General features: G+C 57.2%; 22 protein-coding genes and 1 tRNA gene. 12 read left to right on the plus strand and 11 right to left on the minus strand.

Annotated features, from left to right (window positions below; all coding sequences use genetic code 11):
• Positions 1–130 precede the first annotated feature (130 nt).
• The gene (locus ACH3PB_RS11660) at positions 131–1,120 is read left to right on the plus strand and encodes a response regulator (protein WP_416395012.1); all 990 of its coding nucleotides are present in this window, start codon (positions 131–133) and stop codon (positions 1,118–1,120) included.
• A gap of 420 nt (positions 1,121–1,540) precedes the next feature.
• Here the strand turns inward: ACH3PB_RS11660 and ACH3PB_RS11665 are convergent, their stop codons facing one another.
• The 4 genes from ACH3PB_RS11665 to ACH3PB_RS11680 form a co-directional block, all read right to left on the minus strand.
• Positions 1,541–1,969 (minus strand): OsmC family protein, encoded by a 429-nt coding sequence (locus ACH3PB_RS11665; RefSeq protein WP_416395014.1) that lies wholly within the window; start codon positions 1,967–1,969, stop codon positions 1,541–1,543.
• A 61-nt stretch (positions 1,970–2,030) separates the two neighbouring features.
• Entirely contained in the window at positions 2,031–3,584 is a 1,554-nt protein-coding gene (locus ACH3PB_RS11670) for an FGGY-family carbohydrate kinase (RefSeq protein ID WP_416395016.1), read from the minus strand.
• Positions 3,581–5,269 (minus strand): glycerol-3-phosphate dehydrogenase/oxidase, encoded by a 1,689-nt coding sequence (locus ACH3PB_RS11675; protein WP_416395018.1) that lies wholly within the window; start codon positions 5,267–5,269, stop codon positions 3,581–3,583. Before ACH3PB_RS11675 ends, ACH3PB_RS11670 begins: the two co-directional genes overlap by 4 nt.
• 1 nt (position 5,270) lies before the next feature.
• Positions 5,271–6,920 (minus strand): FAD-binding oxidoreductase, encoded by a 1,650-nt coding sequence (locus ACH3PB_RS11680; protein WP_416395020.1) that lies wholly within the window; start codon positions 6,918–6,920, stop codon positions 5,271–5,273.
• A 132-nt stretch (positions 6,921–7,052) separates the two neighbouring features.
• On the opposite strand from ACH3PB_RS11680, the gene ACH3PB_RS11685 reads away from it, so the two are divergent.
• The gene (locus ACH3PB_RS11685) at positions 7,053–8,210 is read left to right on the plus strand and encodes an AraC family transcriptional regulator (RefSeq protein WP_416395021.1); all 1,158 of its coding nucleotides are present in this window, start codon (positions 7,053–7,055) and stop codon (positions 8,208–8,210) included.
• Here the strand turns inward: ACH3PB_RS11685 and ACH3PB_RS11690 are convergent.
• Positions 8,207–9,463, minus strand: a complete 1,257-nt coding sequence (locus tag ACH3PB_RS11690) for a CaiB/BaiF CoA transferase family protein (protein ID WP_416395023.1) — start codon at positions 9,461–9,463, stop codon at positions 8,207–8,209. The genes ACH3PB_RS11685 and ACH3PB_RS11690 overlap by 4 nt on opposite strands.
• Before the next feature lie 155 nt (positions 9,464–9,618).
• On the opposite strand from ACH3PB_RS11690, the gene ACH3PB_RS11695 reads away from it, so the two are divergent.
• The 5 genes from ACH3PB_RS11695 (at position 9,619) to ACH3PB_RS11715 (ending at position 16,699) form a co-directional block, all read left to right on the plus strand.
• Positions 9,619–10,080 carry a GbsR/MarR family transcriptional regulator gene (locus ACH3PB_RS11695; protein ID WP_416395025.1) on the plus strand — a complete coding sequence of 154 codons (462 nt, stop codon included), beginning with the start codon at positions 9,619–9,621 and terminating at the stop codon, positions 10,078–10,080.
• A complete protein-coding gene (locus ACH3PB_RS11700; RefSeq protein WP_416395027.1) occupies positions 10,077–11,201 on the plus strand; it encodes an efflux RND transporter periplasmic adaptor subunit in 1,125 nt (374 codons plus the stop codon). Before ACH3PB_RS11695 ends, ACH3PB_RS11700 begins: the two co-directional genes overlap by 4 nt.
• A complete protein-coding gene (locus ACH3PB_RS11705) occupies positions 11,198–14,335 on the plus strand; it encodes an efflux RND transporter permease subunit (protein WP_416395028.1) in 3,138 nt (1,045 codons plus the stop codon). Before ACH3PB_RS11700 ends, ACH3PB_RS11705 begins: the two co-directional genes overlap by 4 nt.
• Before the next feature lie 68 nt (positions 14,336–14,403).
• A complete protein-coding gene (locus ACH3PB_RS11710; RefSeq protein ID WP_416395030.1) occupies positions 14,404–15,459 on the plus strand; it encodes an AraC family transcriptional regulator in 1,056 nt (351 codons plus the stop codon).
• A gap of 16 nt (positions 15,460–15,475) precedes the next feature.
• On the plus strand, positions 15,476–16,699 hold the full coding sequence (locus ACH3PB_RS11715; RefSeq protein WP_416395032.1) for an AI-2E family transporter: 1,224 nt from the start codon (positions 15,476–15,478) through the stop codon (positions 16,697–16,699).
• 23 nt (positions 16,700–16,722) lie between these two features.
• On the opposite strand, the gene ACH3PB_RS11720 is transcribed toward ACH3PB_RS11715, so the two are convergent.
• Positions 16,723–17,754, minus strand: coding sequence for a GGDEF domain-containing protein (locus ACH3PB_RS11720; RefSeq protein WP_416395034.1), 1,032 nt, complete (start codon positions 17,752–17,754; stop codon positions 16,723–16,725).
• 204 nt (positions 17,755–17,958) lie between these two features.
• Here ACH3PB_RS11720 and ACH3PB_RS11725 point away from each other — a divergent pair.
• Positions 17,959–18,035, plus strand: a tRNA-Met gene (locus tag ACH3PB_RS11725).
• Positions 18,036–18,174: 139 nt separating this feature from the next.
• Here ACH3PB_RS11725 and ACH3PB_RS11730 read toward each other — a convergent pair.
• Positions 18,175–18,816, minus strand: a complete 642-nt coding sequence (locus ACH3PB_RS11730; protein WP_416395036.1) for an alpha/beta hydrolase — start codon at positions 18,814–18,816, stop codon at positions 18,175–18,177.
• A gap of 180 nt (positions 18,817–18,996) precedes the next feature.
• Between ACH3PB_RS11730 and ACH3PB_RS11735 the strand changes: the two genes are divergently transcribed.
• The 3 genes from ACH3PB_RS11735 (at position 18,997) to ACH3PB_RS11745 (ending at position 21,194) form a co-directional block, all read left to right on the plus strand.
• Positions 18,997–19,554: a hypothetical protein gene (locus ACH3PB_RS11735; protein WP_416395038.1), complete on the plus strand. Its 558-nt coding sequence runs from the start codon at positions 18,997–18,999 to the stop codon at positions 19,552–19,554.
• 167 nt (positions 19,555–19,721) lie between these two features.
• Entirely contained in the window at positions 19,722–20,342 is a 621-nt protein-coding gene (locus tag ACH3PB_RS11740; protein WP_416395039.1) for a chalcone isomerase family protein, read from the plus strand.
• 57 nt (positions 20,343–20,399) lie between these two features.
• A complete protein-coding gene (locus tag ACH3PB_RS11745) occupies positions 20,400–21,194 on the plus strand; it encodes a TonB family protein (RefSeq protein ID WP_416395041.1) in 795 nt (264 codons plus the stop codon).
• 22 nt (positions 21,195–21,216) lie between these two features.
• On the opposite strand, the gene ACH3PB_RS11750 is transcribed toward ACH3PB_RS11745, so the two are convergent.
• The 3 genes from ACH3PB_RS11750 to ACH3PB_RS11760 form a co-directional block, all read right to left on the minus strand.
• Positions 21,217–22,131, minus strand: coding sequence for an OmpA family protein (locus ACH3PB_RS11750; RefSeq protein ID WP_416395043.1), 915 nt, complete (start codon positions 22,129–22,131; stop codon positions 21,217–21,219).
• Positions 22,128–22,511 carry a DUF4398 domain-containing protein gene (locus ACH3PB_RS11755; RefSeq protein ID WP_416395045.1) on the minus strand — a complete coding sequence of 128 codons (384 nt, stop codon included), beginning with the start codon at positions 22,509–22,511 and terminating at the stop codon, positions 22,128–22,130. Before ACH3PB_RS11755 ends, ACH3PB_RS11750 begins: the two co-directional genes overlap by 4 nt.
• Positions 22,512–22,828: 317 nt before the next feature.
• Positions 22,829–23,485 (minus strand): TetR/AcrR family transcriptional regulator, encoded by a 657-nt coding sequence (locus ACH3PB_RS11760; protein ID WP_416395046.1) that lies wholly within the window; start codon positions 23,483–23,485, stop codon positions 22,829–22,831.
• Between the two features lie 134 nt (positions 23,486–23,619).
• On the opposite strand from ACH3PB_RS11760, the gene ACH3PB_RS11765 reads away from it, so the two are divergent.
• Positions 23,620–25,056: a flavin-containing monooxygenase gene (locus ACH3PB_RS11765; protein ID WP_416395048.1), complete on the plus strand. Its 1,437-nt coding sequence runs from the start codon at positions 23,620–23,622 to the stop codon at positions 25,054–25,056.
• Here ACH3PB_RS11765 and ACH3PB_RS11770 read toward each other — a convergent pair.
• Complete coding sequence (locus ACH3PB_RS11770) at positions 25,053–26,384, minus strand: MATE family efflux transporter (RefSeq protein ID WP_416395049.1); 1,332 nt, start codon at positions 26,382–26,384, stop codon at positions 25,053–25,055. The genes ACH3PB_RS11765 and ACH3PB_RS11770 overlap by 4 nt on opposite strands.
• Between the last annotated feature and the right edge of the window lies 1 nt (position 26,385).

Consider the following 26,385-nt stretch of genomic DNA (forward strand, 5'->3'; position numbering starts at 1 on the left):
CTCACTGGAATTTCTTTCAGATTCTACACGGAATCAAAGTCATGCGACTATACTTCCTGGAGCACGTCGCGAGCAGGATGTGATGCTCAGGGACATCTCTCACTAAAAAAGACATCAGAAGATCCTGCCTATGCCCAATCTAGACCTTGCCATCATGGTCGTCGATGACGCCAAGTTCAGCTCTGCCATCATCGCCAGAACCCTCAAGAATGCCGGTTATCGCGATATTCGAATTGCGAACACCCCTCATGGCGGTGTAACTGCGCTGGAAACTCGTCCAGCGAGCGTACTCATTGCCGACTGGCTGATGCCCGAAATGGACGGCCTCGAGCTGGCTGATCGTATTCGACAACTGGATGAGGCTCAGAATCACTTTACCTACATCATTCTCTTGACGGCGCGCGAAGGCAACGAGGCCCTGATGGAGGCCTTTGACCGCGGTGTAGACGATTTCATCCATAAGTCGGACATGAACAAGCAGTTGCTGCCACGCATTTATGCAGCCGACCGAACGTCGGAGATCCAGAACAATCTGCTTACTGCAAATCAGCTGCTACTCGAGAACAACAATGAGCTGCAGGCGAAGAACGGTCTGGACCTGCTGACGGGCATGCCGAATCACCGGATGGCTCACGCCAGGTTGACCGACTCGCTCAAACAGGCGGAGGCCCGGGGCGGTGCTTCATGCATTCTCATGATCGGCATGCTGAATTGGCAGCAGTTGAAGCGGCGGCATAGCGCGACGCTACTGGATGAGTTGATCGTTGGTGTCGCGAGGCGACTCAGGCACCTGACCCGCCCGCTGGACATGGTGGCCCGCATCAGCGAAAACCAGTTCGCGGTCATCAGTCAGTTCAATAATATCGAACACTGTACATCGAGCTGTTTTCGCCGGGTACACGAGGGCCTGAACCTGAAAGCCTTCAAGACGAGCTCAGGTTTTGTATCAATACAAGTAGGCACCGGCGGGGTCGCCATCGATGCCTCGACGCATATACCCTCGGCTGACGTGATCGAACAGGCCGCATTCCGCCAGCTGGCGCACGCTTACGAGACCGGCACGCTGTCTATCGCGCACTGGAGGGAGGTCGCGCAGCATTTTACTCAGCCGGAACAATAGCCTGTAAATTGAGGCGTATGAAGTATATGTTTACGTTCGCTTACCAGAAGCCTGCAAAAAGGGACATCAACACAACAGCATAAGCAGTCAATAGCACCTAATATTCTAATCGTGGAGTTGAGTAGTATCCCACTTGGGGCAGGAGCAGATGAGTAGTCGCTCCAGCCTTTTTTTTCGCCCTGATTTTTTGACGGCTGAGCAAGTATGTGTGAAGCGCTCGCCACTCAGATCTCGCGTTACGCACGCTTACCTGTTGTACACGCAATTCCAACAGCTGCACAACGGAAGATACATGGGATCTGGCGTATTATTTCTCACGTGGAATCAAGCAGTATCCACGGCGGAATCAAGCAGTATCCGTCCGGCAGAAGCAGATGAGCAGTCGCTTCTGCCTTTTTTTGTCCGCAGAAAATGCCCGGACTATTTCAGTCGGGCATCCATCGTAATTTCCGCGTTCAATACCTTCGAGACGGGGCAACCCTTCTTGGTTTCCTCGCAGATTTCCTGAAATTTGCTGTTTTCGATTCCAGGGATCTTCGCTTCGACATCCAGGTGCACTTTTGAAATCGTGAAGCCGCCGTTATCTTCTACCAGGGTGACAGTGGCCTTGGTATCGATACTGTCTGCAGTGAAGTCACTATTGCCGAGCCCCAGCGACAGCGCCATCGAAAAACAGCCGGCATGAGCAGCACCAATCAGTTCTTCCGGGTTCGTACCAGGCTTACCTTCGAAACGGGTATTGAAGCCGTACGGTTGCTCGCTCAAAGCGCCGCTCTGGGTACTCATCGTACCCTTGCCCTGTTTGATAGGACCAGTCCAGTGTGCACTCGCAGTATTGGTAGTCGACATAATTCATTTCCCTCTTCATGTTTATTCGTCTACTAGCTTACGCAGCGCAGCGGGCAGATGTTCAAAGCGAGGGATAGCCGGTGATGTCCCTAATGGACTTGTAGAGTGGCTGGAGCTGCTTGTACATGCGCTTGTAGACCTCGACATATAGTCGTTCGTAAGTGGCCACGGCATGCTGCTGGGGTTCAAAACGCCTGCCAACTCTGGTCATCCTCTCCATTGCGCTACGATGGTCCGGGTAGATCCCCAGGCCGACCATGGTATTGATAGCGGCGCCCAGGGCAGAGGTTTCAGCGGTATGAGGCCGTTCGACAGGGAGATTGAAGATATCGGCGGTCAGCTGCAGCGCGATATCGCTTTTCGACCCACCACCTGAAACCCGCAGATACTGCAGTTTCGTGCCAGAGCGCTTCTCTATCTTTTCCAGACCTTCACGCAGCCCATAGGCCAGGCCCTCCAGGATGGCCCGGTAGATATGCGCCCGCGTATGAACATCGCCAAAGCCAATGATGCCGCCCTTGGCCTCGGGTCCAGGGTCGCGCGCGCCCGGCGACCAGTATGGCTGCAGAACCAGACCCATCGAACCCGCAGGGATGTCGCTGATCAACTTGTCCAGCACGGTCTCTGGTGCGACATCAAGCTGATCCGCGAGCGCCACTTCGCGTGAGCCGAATTCCTTCTTGAACCAGCTCACCATCCAGAAGCCACGGTAGATATTGACTTCGGTGGCGAAACGACCAGGCACTGCAGCGGGATACGGCGGCATATGGGGTTCCACCTCGAGATAGCTGTCGCGACAGGTGTTGATAGTTGCCGTGGTACCATAGCTGAGGCAGCCGATTTCAGGGGTATATCCGCCGGAGCCAAGAATTTCGCAGGCTTTGTCGCTGGCCGCAGCGAAGACTGGCAGCCCTTCGGGCAGTCCCATCTCGCCCGCCTGCTTCGCCTGCAACAGGCCAAGGCGCTCTCCCGGCTCCACAAGAACAGGCAGCTGATCCGGCCGCACCGGCAGCACATGCCAGCGCCAGTCCCGCTTGCCCGCCCAGCTGCGACGCTTGAAATCAAAAGGTATGTAGCCAACCTGCGAAGCGATCGAGTCGCGGAATTCGCCGGTGAGCTGGCAGTTCAGCCAGGCCGACAAGAGGCCAAAGCGTTGGGTTCGCTTCCACGCGTCCGGCTCATGCTCTGCAAGCCAGTTGAGCTGCGCCCTTTTGCAGAATCTTTCGATGGTATGGCTGACCCCAGCCAGTTTGAATAACAAGCGCCAGCGCGCGGGCAGTTGTGGCGTGCCGGCAGCCTCACGTTGATCTAGCCAGATGATGGCAGGTCGCAGCGCCCTGCCCTTATCATCCATGCACACGATGGTGCCGCGCTGAGTAGTCACGCTGAGGCCTTCGATTTGTGAGGGCTCTACCGCGCCAGACTGCCAGACCTGATGACAGGCTGTCAGCATGGCCTGCCAGTACACATCGACATTTTGCTCGGCCCAACCTGGCTGCGCAGAAAAGTAGGGCTCGATCTCCTGCTTGCCTGAAGCAACGACCTCGCCGTGCTCGTCAAACACAATGGCCCGAACGCTCTGGGTTCCGTTGTCGATAGCCATGACGTAGGTCATGCTGCAGCGCCTTCAGAAGCTTTACCGGCGAACTCTTTGTCCGTTGCAGCATTTGCTCCAATGCTGAAGTAACGGCTGTAGAGGTCTTCATATCGGAGGCGCTCATTGCGCCACCTGGCATCATCCCAGTGCAGATGTTGCCTACAAAGCGGCTCAAGCCGACCAAACAGTTCAGTTCCACCGTTAGGCAGCAGATTCCCCAGGCGCGTGCGCCGCAGCAGCAGATCGTCGAGATGGAATACAGCTTCGTGCTGCAGGGCCCATTCAAGCTCGCACCACTGAAAGGCCGTATCAGCGATCAGTTCGTTCGAGTGATTCATGAGCGGAGCTGCAATACCATAACGCCCAGTAAGACGGCAAGATTGCCCGGCTGTTTGCTGATGGGTGTCGAAGATCGCCTGGCGAGAAGTGCCGGCACGAACATCAGTATATTTGGCCGCATGGGCCAGCGCGTCCTGCGCAATCAGACGGAACGTGGTCAGTTTGCCGCCGGCTATGGTGATCAGGCCGTTGTCGTCCCAGATGGCATGTTCGCGCTTCTCCTTCGATGGGTCGATCGCTGCGCCGCTGGCAATGACTGGCCTTACGCCGGACCAGCTGGAGACGATGTCACTGCGTGTGAGCTTGATGCCGGGGAACAGTGCATCTATGCCTGAAAGCATATAGCTGGTTTCGGCTTCACTGATTGCAATATCCGCGGTATCTGACGTCGGCAGGCCCTTGGTGTGATCAAGGTCGGTGGTGCCTATCACAGTAGCGCCTTCCCAGGGAAATACGAAGACGGGTCGCTTGTCTACGGGATGAAAATAGCTAACCGAAAAGGCGACGGGAAAGCGCCAGCTCGGCACAAGGAGGTGACTGCCGCGCAAGGGCCGAATCGCTGCCTCATGGCCTTCGTGCATGCGCAGGGTATCAGCCCATGCTCCGGTTGCACTGATCACCGTTCGGGCTCTGATCAGGAACGGCTCATCACTCTCGGCATCCGGACTGGTATCCACGACCCAGGCGCCTTCTATGCGCCCTTTCTGTCCATTATAACCGTCTGCTCGGGCGACAGCCTGCACACGCAGGTAGTTGAAGGCCTGCACACCGGTCTGCTGCGCTTCGAAAAGCACCCGCATCACCAGTCTGGCATCATCGGTAACCGCATCTGTAAACTGGGTGAGCGCTGAAAGACCCTGCTGTTTCAGGTTCGTCGCGAGCATGCCATGGTCGCGAGCTGGCCATTGACGGTGACCCATGGCCTTTACCTGCTTTCGCTCAGCGCCTTGCCGTAGCGCCGCTGAGCGGGCGAAACGGTCGTAGACATGCAGCAGTTTGTCGAAGAGCCAGGCTGGCGGGAACTCCCCGCTATAGTGAGCCATGAGGAACTGCAATGGTTCGACCAGCCCCGCAGCCTCGACCATCATCCGCTCGCGCTCGGATACCGACTCGCGTGCCAGCTGCAGCTGACCACTGCCGAGATAGCGCAGACCACCATGCACCATTTTTGACGACTTGCTCGACGTACCCCAGGCGAAATCGTTCTGCTCGCACAGTATTGCTGAACAACCGGCACGACCGGCTTCCCGCAGCACACCAGCGCCCGTGATGCCACCGCCAACCACGAGGACGTCAACAAAGGGCGGGGTCGCACGCCAGTCAGCGAGGGTGTTGCGGCGGGCTTCAGCCGACCAGAGTTTCATCTCAGTCTCCCGCCAGCTGTTCAGGCAAAGGTACACCGGGCGCATCAGCGAGCAGCGTACCAGGATTGAGCAGACCAGCCGGATCGAAATGCTTCATGACTGCGCCAATGGCCTCCATCGCCACATCGCCCTTCTCTGCAGGTAGGTAGGGCGCGTGATCCTTGCCTACACCATGTTGATGGCTGATGGTGCCGCCATGCTCGACAATTATCCTCGACGTGCTGTGTTTCAGTTTTGCCCAGGTCTTCAATGTTTCGTCATAGCTGGCCTGACAAGGGAACACGTAGGTCGTGTATATCGAGCAGCCCTGGCTGTAAACGTGAGAGAGATGGGTGAATACGTGTGTCTTTGGTCCGGTAGTGCGCAGATTGTCTTCGATGGCATTGAGCAGACGGTCGACATTGCGCCAGTTGGTAGCGGTTTCCAGCGTATCCACTACGTAGCCCTGCTGCCACAGGGCCTCCCGCAGATAGGGCATCATGAAGCGCTTTTCTGCCCATTTCCGTCCGAGCAGTTCACCGGTCGACACAGCGCCAAAATCGCTGAGGACGTGCTTGAGCTGCTGTTTCACCGCGCTCACCTGGGCACGGCTACCGGTGACGCCAAGCGTCATCATGCACTTACCCTCAGCGGCGCCACGCCAGCCGAGATAGCGTTCCAGCCAGGCGATCTGTCCCGGATGTCCCGCAAGTGCGAGCTGCGTTTCTGTTTCCACGGCGTTCGAGACCCGCAGCATCGATAGCTGAGTCCGGCTCTGCACCAGGGCGCGGGCGGCATCGCGTGCTTTAGTCCAGTTTGGGAGGAAGAAGGCGAGGAAAGTCTCCTTCTCTGCGAGGCGGGTTACCCTCACCTTGACCTCGGTGAGGATGCCCATGCGGCCTTCGCTACCCAGGCACCATTCGCGCAGATCAGGTCCGGCTGCCGAGGCTGGAAAGGCCGGTATGTCGAGTGCTTCGCCATCGCCACGCATCAGTTCGACACGACCACCGGCAAAGAGCTGTTCGATGCGGCCATAACGAAGGGATTGTTGGCCACTGGATCTGGTAACAACCCAGCCACCGAGGGTCGATAGCTCAAAGGACTGGGGAAAGTGCCCCAGCGTAAAGCCTTTCGCGCGTAACTGAGCTTCCAGGTGTGGTCCAGCAACGCCGGCTCCGAATGTCGCGATCTGACTCTCTTCGTCGAGATCCTGCAGACTGTTCATGCGCGACAGCGAAACGGTGAGCACGGGTTTGGACGTGCCCTCGACGGGATTGACGTGACCAGCCACGCTGGTGCCTCCGCCATAGGGAATCACGACAATATCATGACGCGCGCAGTGCACCAGCAGCTTGCGCACATCAGCACTGGAGCGTGGGAAGGCAACAGCGTCAGGAAAGGCACCGAAGCGGCCACTTCTCATGGCAAGCCAGTCAGCGAGGCTCTGCCCACGGGCATGACGAATTCTGCTTTCGGCGTCGTGCATCACGTCAACGCCTGTTGCCTCAGCTATGCCCTGCAGACGTGAAGGCGGTACAAGCGCTTTCACCGCTTCCAGCTTGGCATCAGGCAAAGGATAGCCTGCGCCTACTCGTTCGCCGAGGAAGGCCAGGCCCTGTTCGGGCAGATCCATAGCGGTGGCGGTATCGCCCCATCCGTTCCATCGTCGCATTGCAGTGGCTCCAGTCGTGTGATCGAGATGCTGCATCCTAGCGCATTGGCAGAATTAGTCAGTGTCACTTACGGACAGGGGCGTGTATCATTTTGCGACATCATCAATCGAAACTTTCGTCACTGTCACGCCATGACCACAGCCACGTACACCTCAGCACAGGCGCCTGGACTGGTATCCCGGCCTGCTGCCCTGCAATATCTGCTGGCGGCTGGCGCGATGGGTCTGGATACGGCGCGTGCCTGTCAGGCAGCCGGGCTCTCTTTTGACGAGGTACTCGACAAGTCAGGCGGCATGCTGACCGGAGTCCAGCTTGCACAGATCCTGCAGAACCTGCTGCTACAGTCGGACGACCCCTTGCTGGGTTTGAAGAGTGGCGCCTTCGTGCAGCCCGGCAGCTATTCCGCCCTTGGCTATATTCTTATGAGCTGCAAGACCATAGGCCAGGCGGTCCACCGCATCGCGCCCTACGAGAAGCTGGTGGGCGATATGGGAACGACGCATTTGCTGACTGGCTCTGCCTTGCCAACGCTTTCGGACAAGCGCCCTGCCAGCGATAGCTCTCTGCTTGGAGTAGAATGGCGCTGCAGCTTCAGGGTACCCGAATTGAGACGGCTCATGGTAGATAACGTCTTCGCCTCATGGACTCAGTATGCGCGCTGGCTGGCCAATGAAGACACGCTGATGCCGCAGGCAGTCCTGCTTCGCCGGCCTGAGCCTGAGCCTGCCGAACGTCTGCGATATGAGGAGGTCTTTGGCCAGACGCTGTATTTCGAAGCCAAGATCGACTGCATCGTTATCCGCACCACTGATCTGTCCAGAACGCTTCGACAACCCGACGAGGGACTGCTGCAAACGCTGGAGCGGCATGCAGAACTCCAGTTGAAGGGCCTGGCGGACAGGAGCCGGCATTACAGCAAGCCAGAGGCCGTAACGGGTGAAGATTTCGTTCCGGCTGTGGAACGCGCCATTGCCGAGGCACTGATACTGGGCAGTGTCGATCAGACCCTCATTGCGTCTGAACTGGGCATCACCCCGCGAACGCTACAGCGCAGGCTCAGTTCAGCGGGCCTCCGCTTCAGCCACTTGGTCGAACGTGCCCGCATCGCAGAGGCCTGCCGACTCCTCGAAGACGATACCCGCGACCCGCCGATGGCCATTGCGGAGATCGCCTCGCGCCTGGGTTATCAGGAGCCACGTTCGTTACATCGCGCATTTCGCCGGGCTACCGGCACGACGCCGGGCGCATGGCGCGAACAACACCGCGCGTCTAGTGCCCCGCCTGGTTAGCGTTCAGCCTGTTTCAGCCCTCTTGGCCCGAAGACGCCCTCGCCTTCCAGCACGCCTAATTCGTCCTCGTCGAAGCCGAGCTCCTGCATGACCGCGAGCGTGTCTTCGCCCAGCGCGGCACCGCTGAAAGCCGGTAGCGGGCGACCTCGGTCCTCGCCTTGTTGCATTACTACGGCAGGCGCGAGTTGACGGGAAAGATTCCCGCTCGCCCTGTCTTCGATCTCCACGAACATGTCCCGCTCTTCAAAAAGTGGATGCCGCGCCGACTCGTCCAGGGTGAACACGGGTTCGACGCAGGCATCGACATTGGCAAAGAGCTTGATCCACTCCTGTTGGGAGCGGGTGCGGAAGATTTCGCGAAGCGCTTCACGACTCTTCGCCCGATCCTCCGGACGCTGGCTCACCATCGTTGGCACCAGATGTCGGATATCCAAGGCCGCGCAAAGCGCCTGAGCAAATTGCGGCTCCAGCGCACCGGCGGCCATGTATCGGCCGTCGGACGTTTCGAAATAGTTGTAGGCTCCAGCCCCATTGAGCACATCGCTTTCGAGGCTCGGCACCACCCCACCTGCGAGCACTGCAGCCATGCTCATGTGGTTCAAGGCCAGTGCAGCGTCAGTCATGGACACATCGAGATGTACGCCTTCCCCCGTCCTCTGGCGATGGATCACGGCTGCAAGCACATTCATCACAGCCTGATGCGAGCCGCCCGCCACATCGGCAATCTGTATACCGCTCACGGCGGGTCCTTCAGCGGCGTGGCCACTATAGGAGCTGATACCAGCAAGTCCGAGGTAGTTGATGTCGTGTCCCGCACGCTGGCTGAACTGGCCGTACTGACCGTAGCCAGTGATCGAGCAGTAGATGAGCTGCGGCCACTGTTGTTTCAAGGCTTCATAGGAGAGGCCGAACCTGTCCATGACCCCTGGGCGGAACTGCTCCACGATTATGTCGTAGTCTTCGAGCAGTCGCTTGACCACCGACACGGCCCCCGGCTTTTTCAGGTCCAGACCAAGTGAACGCTTGCCGCGGTTGAGATAGGCATGCGCAGCGGATCCATCGCCCTGTCGCGGTGGCAGCAACCTAAGGAAGTCAGGACGTGTCGGAGATTCGATGCGCAACACATCCGCCCCGAGGTCAGCCAGCATCATGGTGGCGCAGGGCCCTGGTAGCAGTGTGCTGAAATCAAGCACTTTCAGTCCATCGAGTAGTCTGAATCCGGTCTTGCCCTGAGCCATGCGCGTCGCCTTCATTACTGTTCATGAAATTTGAGTGGCGGATGCTAACGGTTCGCGGTTGTGCCCGCCAATGATCGATTTGATCACTCGCTGTGATGAAAATGGTAATTGCGGATTCTGAAATCAATGTTCATACTGTTCAATCAACACTAAACAAAGCGAACATTTCAGTGACCAAGTCCCAGGAATCTGCCATCTCCGAATTCATCGAGCGCCTTGGCATGGTGACGCAAGCCGACGGTCTGTCCAGAATCGCCGGGCGAATTATGGGATTTCTCATCATCCACGGCGGGCCTTTCAGTTTCTCGGAACTGGCTCAACGGCTGCAGGTCAGTCGCGGTAGCATCAGCACCAATACGAGACTGCTCGAAACCATCGGCGTCATCGAGCGGGTCTCCATGCCCGGTGATCGACAGGATTATTTTCAGATCCGGAATAAACCTTACGACGAACTGTTACGCGGGTCCGTTCTTCGACTGCGGAAAGCTCGTGAAGTCGTCCTGACGGCTGAAAAGGATATTCCCGATACGCTCGACGCCGCGCATCAGCGGCTTCGGGAACTACGGGAGTTCTACGAAATGCTCATCGTCAACACAGAAGCCATCGTCCATAAAGAGAGTGCACAGTCATGAAACAGTCGCATGTCATTGCACTGCTCGCCACTCTGGCGCTGGTGGTCTGGATGGGCTTCGGCATACTCTCCCCCTCGGCTGGTTCCGAGCCGGCTGTCGGAGAGGACAAGCTGAGCGCTGACGCAGCCGTCAAGTCACAGATGCTGGTGGAAACGCAAACACTGCAGGCAGAAGACATCGAGCGGACCATCCTGTCTCTGGGGCAGGTCGAGCCCGATCGGACAGTGACTATTCGCAGCGAGCTCGAAGGCCGCATCACAGCAGTGCCTGTCAATGCGGGCGCCTATGTAGAAGCAGGTACCGTGATCGCTCAGATGGACAGGAGCGAGTGGCTTGCCGCTCTGAACAAGGGGCAGGCCGTATTCAATGAACGCAAGGCGGCGTGGGAGCGGCTCAGGGCACTCAGCGACAAGGGATACCAGTCACGTAACCTTATCGATGAGGCGTATTCTGCCTATCAAGTCGCTGAAGCCGAACTCGATATACTCAAACGCAACCTGCGCAATACCGAAATCGTAGCGCCTTTCAATGGTGTCATCGATCATCGTGCAGTAGAAATAGGCGACTTCGTGACGGTCAATGGCGCCATTGCCACCCTGGTAGATAACGACCCCCTAATCGTGACCGCGCAGATTTCACAAAGCGATATCGATGAGGTCGAGGTGGGTAGCACGGCGAAGGTAGACTTCCCAAATGGACGACAGGCCGAAGGCACGCTGCGCTTCATCGCTACACAAGCGGCGTCCGCCACCCGGACTTTCCGCGTCGAAATCGAAGTACCGAATCCTGAATTGAGCCTGCGCTCTGGCACCAGTGCCGAGGCCCGAATACCAACAGGACATGTAACGGCCCATTTCATCTCCCCTGCCCTGTTGACGCTGGATGATGCCGGCAGGATCGGCATCAAGACAGTCGACGAGCACAATGTCGTCGAGTTCCATTCGGTCAAGATCGAGCTGACCGAGACCGCTGGCATCTGGGTCAGCGGCCTGCCAGTGCGTGCGGAGGTCATCGCGGTCGGACAGGGCTTCGTCCGTGAGGGTGAGACCGTCCGCACTGGCGCACGGCCTGCTGATGAGCGGCCAGCCCAGCCGCCACTGCCTGCGATCGCAGCGCAATGAATGCCTTGATCGATGCCGCGTTCAGTCGCGGCCGTACCGTCATCATGCTCTTTGTCATCATCCTCGGTGCGGGCGCGCTAGCCTATCTTGGTATTCCGAAGGAGTCTGAACCTGACATTCCGATTCCAACCATTTATGTATCCGTGACTCATGAAGGCATCTCCCCGGGTGATGCCGAACGTCTGCTCGCCAAGCCGCTCGAAAAGGAACTGCAGACACTCGAAGGTCTGAAGGAAATGCGGACCACTGCAGCCGAGGGCTATGCCTCGGTGGTGCTGGAATTCGACGCAGGTTTCGATGCAGACAAGGCGCTGCAGGATGTGCGCGAGAAGGTGGACCTGGCCAAGGTCGAGCTACCAGCCGATAGCGAAGAGCCTCGCGTTACCGAAATCAATACTGCGCTGTTCCCGGTGCTGACCGTCGTCCTGTCCGGTCAAGTGCCAGAGCGCACCCTGGTCACACTGGCCCGGGATCTGAAAGACAAGGTCGAGTCGCTGGCCGGTGTGCTCGAAGTCGATATCGGTGGTGATCGTGAGGAGGTGCTGGAGATCATCGCCAACCCGTCGGTCATGGAAACCTACGATATCTCCTATAACGACGTCTTTGCGCTCGTACAGCGCAATAACCGCCTGGTGGCAGCTGGCGCGCTGGATACCGGCGCGGGTCGAATGGTACTCAAGGTGCCGGGTCTGATCGAAGACCTGGACGATGTCATGAGCCTGCCGATCAAGGTTGCCGGTAATACCGTGGTCACCTTCCGCGATGTCGCTGATATACGCCGGACCTATAAGGACCCTGACAGCTTCGCGCGCGTCGCTGGTGAGCCGGCCCTGGTACTGGAAATTTCCAAACGTAGTGGCGCGAACATCATCGCGACGATTGCGGATATTCGTGCACTTATCGAGGCCGAGCAGAAGATCTGGCCTGAAGGGCTCAAGGTCAGTTTCCTGCAGGACAAGTCGGAGCAGATCAAGACCATGCTCGGTGACCTCGAGAACAACGTGATCACAGCCGTCGTGCTGGTGATGATTGTGATCGTGGCTGCCCTGGGCGGTCGACCGGCGATACTAGTGGGCCTCGCCATTCCGGGATCTTTCCTGGCCGGCATGCTGGTGCTGGATGCCATGGGCATCACACTGAATATCGTCGTGCTATTCAGTCTCATTCTCGTCGTCGGCATGCTCGTGGACGGGGCTATCGTGACGACCGAGCTGGCCGACCGACGCATGGCTGAAGGCGCACCGCGCAAAGAAGCCTATGCTTTCGCCGCAAAGCGCATGGCATGGCCCATCATTACCTCGACAGCCACTACGCTGGCCGTTTTCATCCCCCTGGTGTTCTGGCCGGGTATCGTCGGCGAGTTCATGAAGTTCCTGCCGATCACGGTGCTCATCACGCTGGCAGCATCCATTGCCATGGCGCTGGTGTTCATACCCGTACTGGGCGGCATGATAGCCAGGCCGACGGATGTGGAGAATCTCAAAACCGGTAATCCGGTCGAAGAAGCGAAGGGATTTACTCGCAGCTATCTGAACCTTGTTGCGGCACTGTTGCGGCACCCTGGAAAAACGCTGGCGACAGCCATCTTCATCACTGTCGGCACTTACGTGGCCTATGGCAGCTTCGGCCGCGGCGTCGAGTTCTTTCCCAGTACCGAACCGGATTTTGCGCAGGTTCAGGTGCAGGCACGTGGCGATCTTTCTGTGCTGGAACGTGACGCGCTGGTGCGTCAGGTTGAAGCGCGTCTACTGGAGGTGCCGGAACTGAAGACTGTGTACTCGCGCACCATCGGTGGCGGCGCGCAGGGCGATCAGAATCGGACTGCAGACACGATTGGGGTGATTCAGATCGAATTCATCGACTGGTCGAAGAGGGCGCGTGCTGAAGTCATCATCCCGCGCCTGCGAAAGCTTGTTGCTGACATCCCCGGCATCGTGATTCAGGTCAGGGAGCAGGAGTCGGGGCCTTCTGGCGGAAAACCAGTGCAGATGGAAGTCAGCGCACGTGATCCAGCCCTGCTGGAAGCTTCTGTCGTGAAGTTACGAGGCTTGCTGGACAAGCTTGGGGGTTTTGAGGACGTGACCGACAACCGTGCGCTGCCCAGCATCGAATGGCAACTGCATGTGGATCGCGCCAAGGCCGCCCTGTATGGCGCAGATGTTGCCCTGCTCGGCGACGCCGTGAAGATGCTTACCACAGGCATCCAGCTGGCGGAGTACCGACCGGACGACACCGACGACGCTGTCGACATCCGTCTGCGATTCCCACTGGACGAGCGCAACCTGGAGCGTATCAAGCAGCTTCGCGTACCGACCAGCGAGGGGCAGATACCGGTGAGCAATTTCCTCACACTGCAACCGGCGCAGAAGACCGGCTCGCTCAGCCGCACCGATGGCAGGCGCGTCATGACCATCGAAGCGGATGTCGCCGCTGACCTGCTACCAGATCAGCAGGTTCAGAAAATCAGAGCGGCACTGGCTGAGGTCGGGCTGGATCCTGGCGTGCAAGTGACGTTCAAGGGTCAGGATGAAGATCAGCGGGAGACCTCTGCCTTCCTTGGCACCGCCTTCCTGACGGCGATGTTCCTGATGATCACGATACTGGTCACCCAATTCAACAGCTTCTATCAAACAGCGCTGGTACTGAGCGCCATTGTGTTCTCGACCGCCGGTGTGCTGCTTGGGCTCATGATCATGGGCCAGCCTTTTGGTATCGTCATGGGTGGTATCGGCGTCATCGCGCTTGCGGGTATCGTGGTGAACAACAATATCGTACTCATCGACACCTTCAACGATTTGCGCAAGGCTGGTATGTCCCCACGCGAGGCCATCATGCAAACGGTCGCAGAGCGTATGCGGCCGGTGTTGCTGACTTCGGTAACGACGGTACTCGGTCTGCTGCCCATGGTATTTGCGATGAACATCGATCTCATCGGCCAGAATATCACCTTCGGTGCGCCGTCGACCCAGTGGTGGGTACAGCTGTCCAGTGCAATTGCAGGCGGTCTGACGCTGGCCACGTTGTTGACGCTGCTCTTGACGCCCTGTCTACTCATGCTCGGCGAAAATGTGTCTGCAGCACGGAAGCGCCGCCGCGAAGCGCGTGAGCAGCGCAGACTGGTCTCCGAAGCATGAGGCTCAAAGCGTGCCGCTGTTACGCCAACATGGCATGATGGCGCACTCTCTCATTGCGTTGGATCAGCATGTCAGATAACTCAATGGATACACTCAGTATTCCCAACGTCTTCGTCAGAGGCGTCCTCAGTGGCGCTGTTCAGTCAGGCGTGGATCCGGTACAGCTGCTCTCGGCGGCGGGCATCTCCGCTGAAGTGTTGCAGAACCCACTCGCACGAGTTGATGCGACGCGCTATGCCCGTCTGGTGCGCCAGGTCTGGCTGGATCTCGAAGACGAGTTCATGGGGCTGGCGAGCGTTCGAAGCAAACCGGGGACTTTTGCCATCATGTCCCTGCTGGCCATTCGTTCGCGGACCATTGGCGGCGTCATGCGCCGGGCCGAGCAGTTCTATGGCCTGTTCGACAACCCGGTGGTGATGCATATCGAACCCGAGCTGACAGGGTCCGACGAAGGCCTTGCGGCCCTGACCCTGCAAACTGCGCTGCCACTCAAGGACCCCCAGCACTTCTTTCAGGAGTCGCTCCTGGTGATCTGGCACCGCTTCAACAGTTGGCTCATTGGTCAACAACTGCTGCTGGATAGGGTCGAATTCGATTACGCTGCTCCGGAACATGCGAAGGAGTACAAGCAGATCTTCAACTGCCCGCTCCACTTCGACTGCGCAGCAACGCGCATTGTGTTTCAGCAGCGCTTCCTCAGTTTCCCCGTCATTCGCGATGATGCGGAGCTGCGGGAATTCCTGATCACCTCACCCGCGGACCTGCTGGCTCGTCCAGCCGACAACCAGTCCTATCTGGCGCGAATTCGGAGCGTGATCGGCCGGGACCTCAGCGCCTCACTACCCGATTTCGAATTTGTCGCCGAGCAGCTGCACCTGAGCCCGCAGACCTTGCGCAGACGTCTGCGAGAGGAGAATACATCGTATCAAGAGATCAAGGATGATCTGCGGCGGGACGTGGCTATTTACCACCTGTCACGGCCGGACTTTCCAATAAACGAAATTGCGTATCAGGTGGGCTTCACAGAAGCCAGCACCTTCCACCGTGCTTTCAAAAAATGGACCGGGCTTACGCCAGGGGCGTATCGTGAAGCTGCCCTGGCCAAACGCAAGGATTCCGAATGAGACTCAGGATTACTCGATGAAAAAAGACTTCCGGCTGGAAGACAAGGCCTTCCTACTGCTGCTGATCGTGGTGACGATTGCCTTCGGCATGATACTCAAGCCGTTTTTCAGCGCCATACTCTGGGCAGTGCTACTGGTCATCCTGTTCATTCCCATGCACCGAAAGATACTCAAGCTGCTCGGCAACCGCCGGATTCTCGCAGCGCTGACTACGCTCGTAGTGGTCAATCTCATATTTATCATTCCCCTTGCCCTCATAGTCGCAGCACTCGGCGTGGAAGCGAATGCATTTTACGAACGCATTCAAACCGGCAATCTCGATGTGCAGACGGTCACCGACCAGATCACGCAGAAATTCCCATTTGTCGAAACTGCCGCAGGCTGGTTCAATCTGGACCTGAGCAATATCGAGGCGCAAATCAACGAATTCGGCCTCAGAGCGAGCCAGTTCATCGCCAAGCAAGCTGTAAGCGTGGGCCAGAACACATTCACCTTCAGCCTTAACCTGGTACTAACCGGGTACCTCGCCTTCTTCCTGCTGATAGACCACCAGCGACTGATACGGATTCTGATCTGGGTGCTACCGCTCGGAGACGATCGCGAACGCATGTTGTTCAGAAAGTTTACTGAAGTATCGCGGGCCACGATCAAGGGCAATCTCGTGGTCGGTGCCGTTCAGGGCACGCTTGGCGGTCTGATCTTCTGGATACTCGGCATTCAAGGGCCCTTCCTCTGGGGTGTCGTCATGGCCTTCCTGTCACTGCTGCCAGCCGTCGGCGCAGCATTGATTTGGGCGCCTACAGCCATATTCCTGGCGCTGAGCGATCAGGTCATTCCAGCAATTGTGCTGGCGCTCTATGGCTTCTTCGTCATCGGCATGGCCGACAACGTGCTACGCCCTATCCTCGTCGGCCGGGACACCAAGCTGCCCGATTACATCGTGCTGCTTTCCACGCTGGGCGGCCTGGCGCTGTTCGGCATAAATGGCTTCGTTATCGGTCCGGTCATTGCAGCGCTGTTCATCGCCTTCTGGCAGATTTTCACCATCGAGTTCAACGATAGCGCGGCCAATACTTTTGACGAACAGGAATTAATCAGTGAGGCTGAGGCCAAGGCCCATGAGCATGGCCCGGAAGGGATGCATCTCGATGCTGCGCCGCTCAAGGTCGAAGTAGAGCCTCTTGATCATCAGCCAAACGAGCCGACCAGCGCTCAGGGCGATCCTAAGCCGCCAGTTTGAGGGGCTTCACGACTGAGCCTGGCTCAGGCCGGTGCCACCTTGGGCTTATTGGCTTTCTGCCGATATAGGCGCTCATCGGCCAATTTCAGCAGCTTCCGACCACTGGGCTCGACAAGACTGGTGGTGGCTGCGGTACCGATCGAGGCCTTTACCGGTATACGGTGAGAGCCGTGGATGAGGGGATTCTCACGGAAACATTCGCTGATCCGCTCCGCGATGAGTGCAGCGCCTTCTTCATCCTGGTTTGGTAGCAGGATCACAAACTCATCCCCGGCGAAGCGGAAGGCCAGGTCAGTCTTTCGCAGCGCCAGTATCAGAAGGTTTGCCAGATGCTGCAGGTATTGATCACCTGTTTCATGGCCATACTCGTCGTTTATTTTCTTGAAGTCGTCACAGTCCAGAAACGCGAGCGCCAAGGGTGATCCATGGCGGTGCACCCGTGATATCTCATGCTCCAGGGTCTCTTCCATTTCACGCCGGTTACGCAGATGCGTGAGGGGGTCCCGTGTAGCCAGAAATTCTATTTTTTCCCGCGCCACCACCGAACTGAGACATAACGACACCTTTACAGCGAGCTGGTGAAGAAAGAAAGCCTCCTTTCCTGCCTGATAGCGCTCCTCGTCGTAGGCGCCGAGATTGAGACTGCCTGCCAGGCGGCCGTTCAGTAACAAGGGCAGCGAAGCGATGGAGCGCAGCGCGGGCCGCAGACGATGCGGGGTAAGCGGCCTGAATCGCGACAGTTCACAATGGTCCAGTACCGGCTCCCTGGCACCTTTCATGGCAGCGTGGAAATCGACCGCGGCCACAGTGCGCCAATGCGCGTCCAGTTTGTCGCTTTTCTCGAGGGTCGCGCGAATGGTTTGGGTTGCCGGCTTGTCGATAATGGCATACCAGACTTCATCGATACCGAAATGCTCGCGGAGATGGGCATGGAGCAGTTCCAGAAAGTCCTGCACGCTCGAAATATTCAGTATCGCCACCTCAAGATTGAACATACGGCGAGCGATCTCTTCGTTTTTCCGTGCGTGAGCAATCAGTGCTTCGAGTTGACTCATCTGTTGGCTACCGTTCACAGTCCCTGCTCTGTCTGTTCAACTACTCGGTGCCGGGACGAATCCGACCGACCGCCATCTGGTTATTTCTTTACAATTATGGTTAACAAGTAAACATAAGCAAATGACACACAAGGCATGTTGATGTTTTTTTACAAGGGGGCTTGACCTTGGCGCCATCGCCCTTTAGTATACGCCCTCCTCTGACGCGGGGTGGAGCAGTCTGGTAGCTCGTCGGGCTCATAACCCGAAGGTCGTAGGTTCAAATCCTGCCCCCGCAACCATATTATTTGACAGATTAGGCTAGTCTTCGGACTGGCCTTTTTTGTGTCTGAATTTTGCGTGAAAAAGCCGCCCCGCCGGGCGTCTGATCCAGCTCGCGACGATCAACTCTCGACGCAGGGCTCAAGGCCTCACTTGTATTTACCGTTCCCCTGGCTCCAGTTCACTCAAATACCGGCGATAGTCTGGACTCATCGAAATTGTGTTATGACCTGCGTCTGGGACGATTTTCAACGCAGCCACGCCCGGCTTGAACGATGACAGCAGCTTTTTACTATTGGCAGTTGGAATGATCTCGTCATGCTCCGCAGCGATGAGTAGTGTGGGCGCAGATACTTCAGGCGCGTAGCGCGTCGATTCGAAGCGGTCCCTTAGTAGCCATTGCACGGGCAGCCACCCGAACTGCTGGCGGGCGACAGCGACAATGCTGTCGAATGGCGTTACAAGCACCAGACGCGCGACCGGCCGCTGACTGGCGAGATAAGTCGCGACGCCACTACCCAGACTCCGCCCGACCACGACGACGTCCTCGTGTTCAGCCTTAACGCTGTCGAACAGCGCCAGCGCATCGGCAAAGAGCCCGGCTTCCGTAGGTTTGCCAGCGCTGCCACCATAGCCGCGGTAATGCATGAGGTAAATCGAATGATGGGGGAAGCTTGAGGCGAGTTCCGGCAAACTGGCGGTGACGTCTTCAGCATTACCACCGAAATAGATAAGGGCTTCCCTGCCATCTCGCTGAAGCACGGTCACACGAAGCTCTGAACCAGTGGCGGACAAGGTCATGAGACTGGTGCCAGGCGGCCGAAAGGACACCTCAGCTACAGGAAAGTAAATCAGCGAGCGTTGAAACACGTACAGAAATAAACAGATCCCTGCATACACTATCGCGATGAAAATCAGCAAACCACTCACGTTATGACGCCAGCTAGCAAGCTTCGGTATCGTAAACACATCAGGACCTCTATGTTCGAATACAAGAATTTTACCAAACAGTTCCGGCGGCTAATGATGACCGTCAGTATCGTGATGTTGGCCGGATCGTCAATGCTGCCAGCAGCAGGCAAGACCTGGCCGGACTTTTCTGCGACCAACCTCGAAGATGAAGCGGTTCACAGCAGCGACTTGATCGGCCGGCCTGCAATAATCATCGTCACACCCTCGGAGGATGCGGCGGGGTCTACCGAGCGCTGGATTGAAGCGCTTCGTCGCGAGCTGGACGAGTCGGAATTCGTTGTACGCACCTTGATCACGCTGGACCTACCGTTCTTCGTTTCGGTAGACATGGCTATCAGCGACGCCAGAGACGTTGTGCCTGCAGACTATCATGACCAGACCTGGGTCATTGACTCCGAAGTGCTTGAAGATGCGCTCGGGATTGAACAAGGCAGTTCCAAAGCCGCCGTCGTCATCCTGGACAGTGAGGGGGGAATCATCGAAATCTCGCATGGCTCGCTCACCGAGCAGAGACTACAGACGATCCTGGCAGCAACGGGCGAGCTGAACCGGTCTGAATCACGATGATGCTATAGAAGCTGAGGCATAAGACGATCAGGACCTAACAATCCGCCGGCCTCATACCCAAAAGATATTACAGTCTGTAACAAATTGTTTCAGATTGTTCGGCAGTTCAAAGTTTTTTAGTGTGGCTTGTCAGACCATGCAGCTCCGCTCAATCTGGACCTGCCGTCATGATCTTTCAGCATCTTAATTCGACCGTGAGCTCCCTTGCCATCATCCGCACTTTAACGGTATCACTACTGGTATCCGCATCTGCGTCACTTACACTGCTGCAATCCTCCCCTGCCTTCGCGGAACCCAAACCAGCGCCGGACATTGTCGGGAATCAGACCGATCTTGTACTGAACGGCTTCGCCACCCGCAAGTTCCTGTTCATGGTCGACGTGTATGTCGGCTCCTTGTATGTCGAGCGAAAGTCGCGCGACCCACGCGCGCTCATGAGCGCGAACGAGCACCGCGTCATGCAGTTCGACATGTTGCGTGATGTGCGTGGCCGTCGCATCGCCAACGCGTTCTATGAGGGCATGCAACTCAATGTCTCACCTGAGAAAATCAACGAGCTCGAGCCCCAGATTGGCCAACTCCTGACCATGTTCGATCAGAAGCTCGAAACCGGCGACACAGCCATCGTCGAATACGTCCCGGACCTGGGCACGCGGGTCGTGTTGGCTGGCGAAGTAAAGGGCGTCATACCTGGTAAGGAGCTGTTCGATGCGATCCTGTCGATCTGGATCGGCGACTATCCGGTGAGTGAAACCTTCAAGGAAGGCATACTGGGACTGGAGAGCTAGTACTGCTCCCCTTATACTGTGAGCCGGTTTTTCCCTCGCCTGGATATCTGCTCACCCATGTCGAAACTCCTGCTGCTGAAGCGCATGCCTCAGGCGATCACCATCTCTATCGGCGTTCATGCCCTGTTTGCGCTGACAGCCCTGATGTTGGCTGATCTGCCGCTCGAGCAGCCGGTTCAGGCGCCTGGGCACACCATAGCCCTCAGTCTGCAGGGGCCTGAGGCAGAATTGGTGCCCGACACTGCTGAGAGCCAGCCGACTCAGTCGGATGCGCCGAATGTGCAGGAGACGCCAGCGCCACGGGAAGAGAAAACTGCTGAAAGGACAGCTCCGAGGCCGAAGCCTGCCGCACCGGTGGAAACGGCAACAAGCGATATGCCGGAGCATCCCCTACAGGCTGAGCCCCCTTCCGAAGCCTTGACCGTACCCTTACCGCTCACAGCAGGGCCGTCCGATCCAGCAACATCTATCGAGCCGTCCAGGGTCGAAGCTTCCACTGAGACCAATCCGCAGACAGTGACGGTCGAAGAACGCGCCATAGCCGATCCGCAATTGTTAGCAGACTATCGGCGGTCGCTGCAGGCCTTGCTCGAAAAGAGTAAGCGCTATCCTCCTCAGGCCAGACTGCGCCGTATGGAAGACGAGGTTATTGTGAGCTTCACGATCAATGAAGAGGGTGGGCTGGAGACCTGCACACTGGTAAGCAGTGCAGGTTTCGGTTTGCTCGATGATGCTGCGCTTGCAGCCATCAGGGACGCTGCACCGTTCCCAGCACCACCCGCAGGGCTTGCCCAGGCCAGCGGCGAGCCAATCACCTTTGAGGTACCGATTGTCTTCCAGACTCGGTCCTGAGACGACGACTCACCTACCGGGACTACTGCTCCAGCAGTATTTCTACCCTGCGGTTTTTCGAGCGACCTGGATCGGTATCGTTGGTAGCCACAGGGAATTGCTCACCCATACCTTTCGTAGTCATGCGACTGGCTTCGACGCCGTTTTCAAGCATGGCATCACGAACCGCATTGGCGCGCGCCTCTGAAAGTTTCTGGTTGTACTCTTCAGAGCCGATCGAGTCTGTAAACCCTTCGATGACCAGATTCACTTTCGGATTCTTGTTAATGAATTCGGCGAGCTTCTTCATCGTGCGCTCAGCGCCATCCTTCAGTTCAGACTTGCCAAACTCGAAAAGAATATCCTGCAGCGTCAACAATGTGCCTCTGTCGGTCTGTTCAGCCTTGACGTTCTCAAGCTCTGCAGAGAGCGCCATTGCCTGATCGGCGGCCAGCTGGGCTTCAAGACGTGCCTGCTCAACTTCTTCGCGCGCAGCCTGTGCTTCCTGCTGTGCTTTCTTGCGGGCTTCTTCAGCCTCTTGAGCCCGGCTCTGCGTAGACTTCAGATCTGCCCTTGCTGCAGTAAGACGGGCTTCCTGGGCATCCAGTCTCAACTGGTTGCGCTGCTCGGCCAGCGAGTTGACCTCCTGGCGTTTCTCACCAATATCGGTACGGGCCCGAGTGATATCGGCCTGCTTCTGGGCGAGGAAGAGCGCATGCTCGTACTCTGGATCGTCACCATCAGCCCAGCTGGATTGCGCACGGCTGGTCAGGTTTTCCAGCGCATCCAACTCCACTGCTGCTGTTCTGACTGTTGTTGGATTGCTCTGGAACGACTTCAGCTGACTCTCCAGATTCTGCAGTTCATCCGGTTTCGTCTGTTGTCCCGCACAGGCTTGCAATAACATGAAGCCGGCGGCGATGGGGAGGACTCGTATCTGTTTCAACTGAATGCTCATTCGCTGGCTCCTCCGGTATTGGTATTGATTTCGCGCTTGAGATCCTTGATGGCAGCGCGTACTTCCTTCACTGTCTTTTCTTCGCGAGCGAGTTCAGATTTGGTGACTGCGAAGTCAGCCTCCTTTTCAGCCTTTTCCAGCAGACGCCTGGCTTCGAGATTATTGCCTTTTGCCAGAGCCTCGCGCGCGGCAGTGAGGTGTTGTTCCGCGTTCTTTATTTCTACGGGAGCGTATTGATAAGCTTCATTGTTCTTCGCCTCGCTGATGCGGGACTCGGCCAGCACGAGCTGACGATCGGGCTTGGGGGCCGATGCACAGGCACCAAGCATCCCTACGCAAAGGCCGACTGTGAGCCAGCGGGAAATTATTGTTCGCTTCATACAAACCTCTATGACAGAACTGAATCGGCATCTCGAATGGAACTGACTCTCGCCAGACGACCGCGACGTTCCACCGATGATGAATGGAGTACTCCTTCAAACGTCCCTGTTAGACAAACGTTCTACTGCTAATGACATACAAACTATAGACCAACTGAAGAATTTCCAGGAATTTCAATCGTTAGATAGTGCCTCTTAAAGCACTGGATCAAAATATCCTTGTAAACATTACAGCCTAAAGGCCTAGATGCGCCACTATCAACTCGTTCAGCGTCGGTCTCCTCCATTAATGTACGTAAATGTTTAGACTCCAGGATCTATGGCTTTGCCGCCTGCCCAGCGACCAGTGCCTCCAGCTGCAGCACAATAAGCTGCTTCAGGGCGCGGATCACATCCGAGCGCATTGGCTCTTCGGCATGGACGGCGAAGCGAAGCGCACTTCCCGCCGCCTCGCACATGAGCACCCCTATCGTTAGCATGTGCTGCCCATCGAGGCCAGGATAACGCGCCGATATAGAGGCGGCGAAGAAACCGGCGTTATGCAGGGTATCGTCCCGATCGAGCTGACTGAGCCCTGGCTCGGATTGAAAGCCGGCCCACAGCGCAGGGAACCCCGGTTCTTCGAGATAAAACTCGAAAGCGGCATCGACGGTTTGATCGACGGCTTGTGCCAAAGTGCTGCGGTCCTGCATGCAACGCTGCCACGCTTCAAACAAACAGGCCTCGAACCGCTTGTTGAAGCGTTCGCCGAGCCCTTTCAGGACAGCGGCCTTGTTGGGGAAATATTGATAAAGAGAGCCGATCTGCACATTCGCCCGACGGGCGATATCCCGCATGACCAGACCATCGGTGCCCCGCTCTATGAGCAGGTGAGTGGCGACTGCGAGAATGGCATCCACCCTCGCCTGACTGCGTTGCTGTACGGGCTTTCGCCCCTCGTCTGTACGACCCATCCACGAATCCTCGTTGAACATGATTCTCAGGCTCCGGTCGTTCCTGATTACTTTGCGTATTTCGGGCGCTGACCATATGATGTTGAAAATGATCATCGATCATATAAGGCTCAAAAAATGATCATAATACTGGCCCTTCCCGGACCTGACTTATCATGACGAGGCAAACTGCGGATATACAAGTCTCTGATGCTTCAGGTTATTTCCCACAGTCTGCCATGCGTGAAACCTTTTCGGTAGCAGTAATCGGTGCGGGTGCAGCAGGAATTGCCGTAGCTAAATGCCTTCGGCAAGCGCGATTGGACTTTCATATATTCGAAAGGCACAGCGATTTTGGCGGCGTGTGGGATATTACGGCCCCCGGCTCGCCGATGTATGAATCAGCCCACCTGATTTCCTCGCGTGCAACATCATCCTTTAGTGATTACCCGATGGATGCGCGCTTACCTGATTACCCATCTCATCGTCAGGTACTCGCCTATCTCAGGAGCTACGCCAGACTGCACAGGCTCTACGACTCCGCAAGCTTTGGAGTCGCCGTCACCAGCGTCACATCTGATGGCCCGCGTTGGAGTGTCCACACCGTCTCTGGCCGAAAGTTCACGTTCGACGCTGTCGCCTGCACCACGGGCAAGTATTGGGATCCGGTGATGCCTGACTTTGCCGAGGCGGCGCTGGCCGAGGCGACAACCGGGTGCCGCATCATGCATGCACGCGACTATAAGGACGGCGCTAGTCTCGCAGGGCAGCGGGTACTGGTTGTGGGCGGTGGCAACTCAGCGGCTGATATTGCCTGTGATGCCGCCATACACGCCGCGCAAGCCAGTATCAGCGTACGACGCGGCTATCATTTCATGCCGAAGTATCTCCTTGGCATCCCAACGACCGTGCTGGCTGACCGCTTCCCCGCCTGGCTACCCTTTCGATTGCAGCAGACTTTATTGGCCAGTGTGCTCCGCGGAACGGTAGGTAGCCCTGAGCAGTTTGGCTTGCCGAAACCGGACCACGGCATACTGGAAAGTCACCCGGTTGTGAACAGTCAGATTCTCCATCACTGCGCCCACGGCGACCTTAAAGTGCGTAGCGATGTGGTCTCGATAAGCGGCAAACAGGTCAGCTTCAGCGATGGCAGTTGCGGAGTCTTCGATACCGTGATCTGTGCCACCGGCTATGAAGAGCGACTGCCCTTTCTGCACGACGATATGTTACCGAAAAAAGACGGCAGGCCGGATTTGTACCTGCATATGTTCAATGCCGAGCATCCGACATTGATACTGATGGGAATGGTTGAAATCGACAACGGCGCTTTGCCTGTTTTTGAGGCCTGCGCAGAGGTCATCGCCCACTATCTCAAGGATAAGGCCCTGGGTTCAGTCCACGCAGAGCAGCTTGAACGATTGATGCATCTTCGTCCGCGAACGCATGGCAACCGCAAGCTGCTGAAGCTGCGTCGCCATGCCAACTACGTGCACAAGCCTGACTACCTGGCGCAGCTCAGGCACCTGCACAAGCTCTTCGGCTGGCGTACACTGCTCTCGTTGACCAATTCTGATGAAGCTTTGCCGGACTTACCGAGGGTCGTAGCTGACTAACTCAACTTCTTCAGGCCATCACGCCCCAGCAGCACAGCCAGGCAGACGGCACGAGCAATCACGAAGACGACGAAGGCCACCCAAAGCCCATCGTTGCCATGACTGCGGCTGAGCAACGCAGCCAGCACGAAGAATACTGCCGTCGCCACCACTGCCGCATTTCGCATGCCTTTCGTCGCAGTAGCACCGATGAAAACACCGTCGAGGTGGAAGGCAGCGAATGAGCAGGCAATATACATCACTGCCCAGTGCAGACTAGTGGAGGTCTGCTCCACTACAGTCGGTAGATCTGTCAACAGCCTTATGGCACTCGCGCCGCCCAAAGCCAGGCCCAGAGCAAGCAGTAACGCGGTTATGGCAGCGAGCCAGAAGCAACGCCAACTCACCTGGCGTGCCAGCTTCATATTGCCTTGTCCACTGGCACGACCCACGAAGCTCTCCGTCACGAAAGCGAAGCCGTCCAGGAAGAAGGCGCTAAAGGCAATGAATTGCAGCAGCACATGATTCGCTGCCAGCACCGCATCACCGAAACCAGCACTGATATTGGTGAACCAGCCGAAGGCCAGCAGTAACATCACTGTTCGAACCATGACATTGCCATTGGCCTGCACGAGCGCGAGCAAGGGGGCTGGTGCCAGGAGAACCGTTCTGGCCCAGCGCAGGTCCAGCGTCACGCTCATCGGCCTTTTCCGCAGCATTCCCGCCAGATAAACAAGCGCAACGGCGACTGTGACGTACTCGGCCACGACAGTACCAAGTGCGATACCTGCGACGCCCATCTGGAAGTGGGCCGCAAATATGAAGTCGAGCAGGATATTCAGGCCATTCAGCAGAAGCTGGAGCCAGAGCAGCGCGGCGGTGCGACCTGCACCAATAAGGACGCCAAAACACACATACGTCAGCAGCGTAGCTGGCGCGCCCCAGACACGAATATCGAAATAGGCATGAGCCAGCGCTTCGACCCCATCACTAGCCGTGAATGCCGTGAATGCCAGCCAGCTGATCAGCGATTGGGTCAGCAGAATCGTTGTTGCGATGGCAAGGGCAATGACCAGGGCTCTGGCCACAACAGCCACTACGCTGTCGGCAAGTGCATCATCCCAGCTCTGGCTTACGAAGCCTGTGGTGGTCATTCGCAGAAAGCCGAAAGCCCAGTAGACAAAGCTGAATATGAGCGACCCGAGCGCCACGGCGCCGAGATCGGCGACGCCAGCGTAATGTCCAATGATGGCTGTATCGGCCAGTCCCAGGAGCGGCACTGCACAATTGGCCGCTATGATCGGAGCTGCCGAAAGTATCAGGCGACAGTAGCCCGGAGGCGCGTTCACG

The organism is Allohahella sp. A8 (assembly GCF_047946665.1).
In the GTDB taxonomy this organism is placed as follows: Bacteria; Pseudomonadota; Gammaproteobacteria; order Pseudomonadales; family Oleiphilaceae; genus Allohahella.

Coding starts and splice junctions, on each gene's coding strand:
- ACH3PB_RS11715 (WP_416395032.1), top strand. CDS start 15,476: ATGAAAAAAGACTTCCGGCTGGAAGACAAGGCCTTCCTACTGCTGCTG.
- ACH3PB_RS11735 (WP_416395038.1), top strand. CDS start 18,997: ATGTTCGAATACAAGAATTTTACCAAACAGTTCCGGCGGCTAATGATG.
- ACH3PB_RS11755 (WP_416395045.1), bottom strand. CDS start 22,511: ATGAAGCGAACAATAATTTCCCGCTGGCTCACAGTCGGCCTTTGCGTA.
- ACH3PB_RS11685 (WP_416395021.1), top strand. CDS start 7,053: ATGACCACAGCCACGTACACCTCAGCACAGGCGCCTGGACTGGTATCC.
- ACH3PB_RS11705 (WP_416395028.1), top strand. CDS start 11,198: ATGAATGCCTTGATCGATGCCGCGTTCAGTCGCGGCCGTACCGTCATC.
- ACH3PB_RS11700 (WP_416395027.1), top strand. CDS start 10,077: ATGAAACAGTCGCATGTCATTGCACTGCTCGCCACTCTGGCGCTGGTG.
- ACH3PB_RS11710 (WP_416395030.1), top strand. CDS start 14,404: ATGTCAGATAACTCAATGGATACACTCAGTATTCCCAACGTCTTCGTC.
- ACH3PB_RS11690 (WP_416395023.1), bottom strand. CDS start 9,463: ATGAAGGCGACGCGCATGGCTCAGGGCAAGACCGGATTCAGACTACTC.
- ACH3PB_RS11740 (WP_416395039.1), top strand. CDS start 19,722: ATGATCTTTCAGCATCTTAATTCGACCGTGAGCTCCCTTGCCATCATC.
- ACH3PB_RS11730 (WP_416395036.1), bottom strand. CDS start 18,816: ATGACCTTGTCCGCCACTGGTTCAGAGCTTCGTGTGACCGTGCTTCAG.
- ACH3PB_RS11765 (WP_416395048.1), top strand. CDS start 23,620: ATGACGAGGCAAACTGCGGATATACAAGTCTCTGATGCTTCAGGTTAT.
- ACH3PB_RS11665 (WP_416395014.1), bottom strand. CDS start 1,969: ATGTCGACTACCAATACTGCGAGTGCACACTGGACTGGTCCTATCAAA.
- ACH3PB_RS11745 (WP_416395041.1), top strand. CDS start 20,400: ATGTCGAAACTCCTGCTGCTGAAGCGCATGCCTCAGGCGATCACCATC.
- ACH3PB_RS11720 (WP_416395034.1), bottom strand. CDS start 17,754: ATGAGTCAACTCGAAGCACTGATTGCTCACGCACGGAAAAACGAAGAG.
- ACH3PB_RS11750 (WP_416395043.1), bottom strand. CDS start 22,131: ATGAGCATTCAGTTGAAACAGATACGAGTCCTCCCCATCGCCGCCGGC.
- ACH3PB_RS11670 (WP_416395016.1), bottom strand. CDS start 3,584: ATGACCTACGTCATGGCTATCGACAACGGAACCCAGAGCGTTCGGGCC.
- ACH3PB_RS11675 (WP_416395018.1), bottom strand. CDS start 5,269: ATGAAACTCTGGTCGGCTGAAGCCCGCCGCAACACCCTCGCTGACTGG.
- ACH3PB_RS11680 (WP_416395020.1), bottom strand. CDS start 6,920: ATGCGACGATGGAACGGATGGGGCGATACCGCCACCGCTATGGATCTG.
- ACH3PB_RS11660 (WP_416395012.1), top strand. CDS start 131: ATGCCCAATCTAGACCTTGCCATCATGGTCGTCGATGACGCCAAGTTC.
- ACH3PB_RS11760 (WP_416395046.1), bottom strand. CDS start 23,485: ATGTTCAACGAGGATTCGTGGATGGGTCGTACAGACGAGGGGCGAAAG.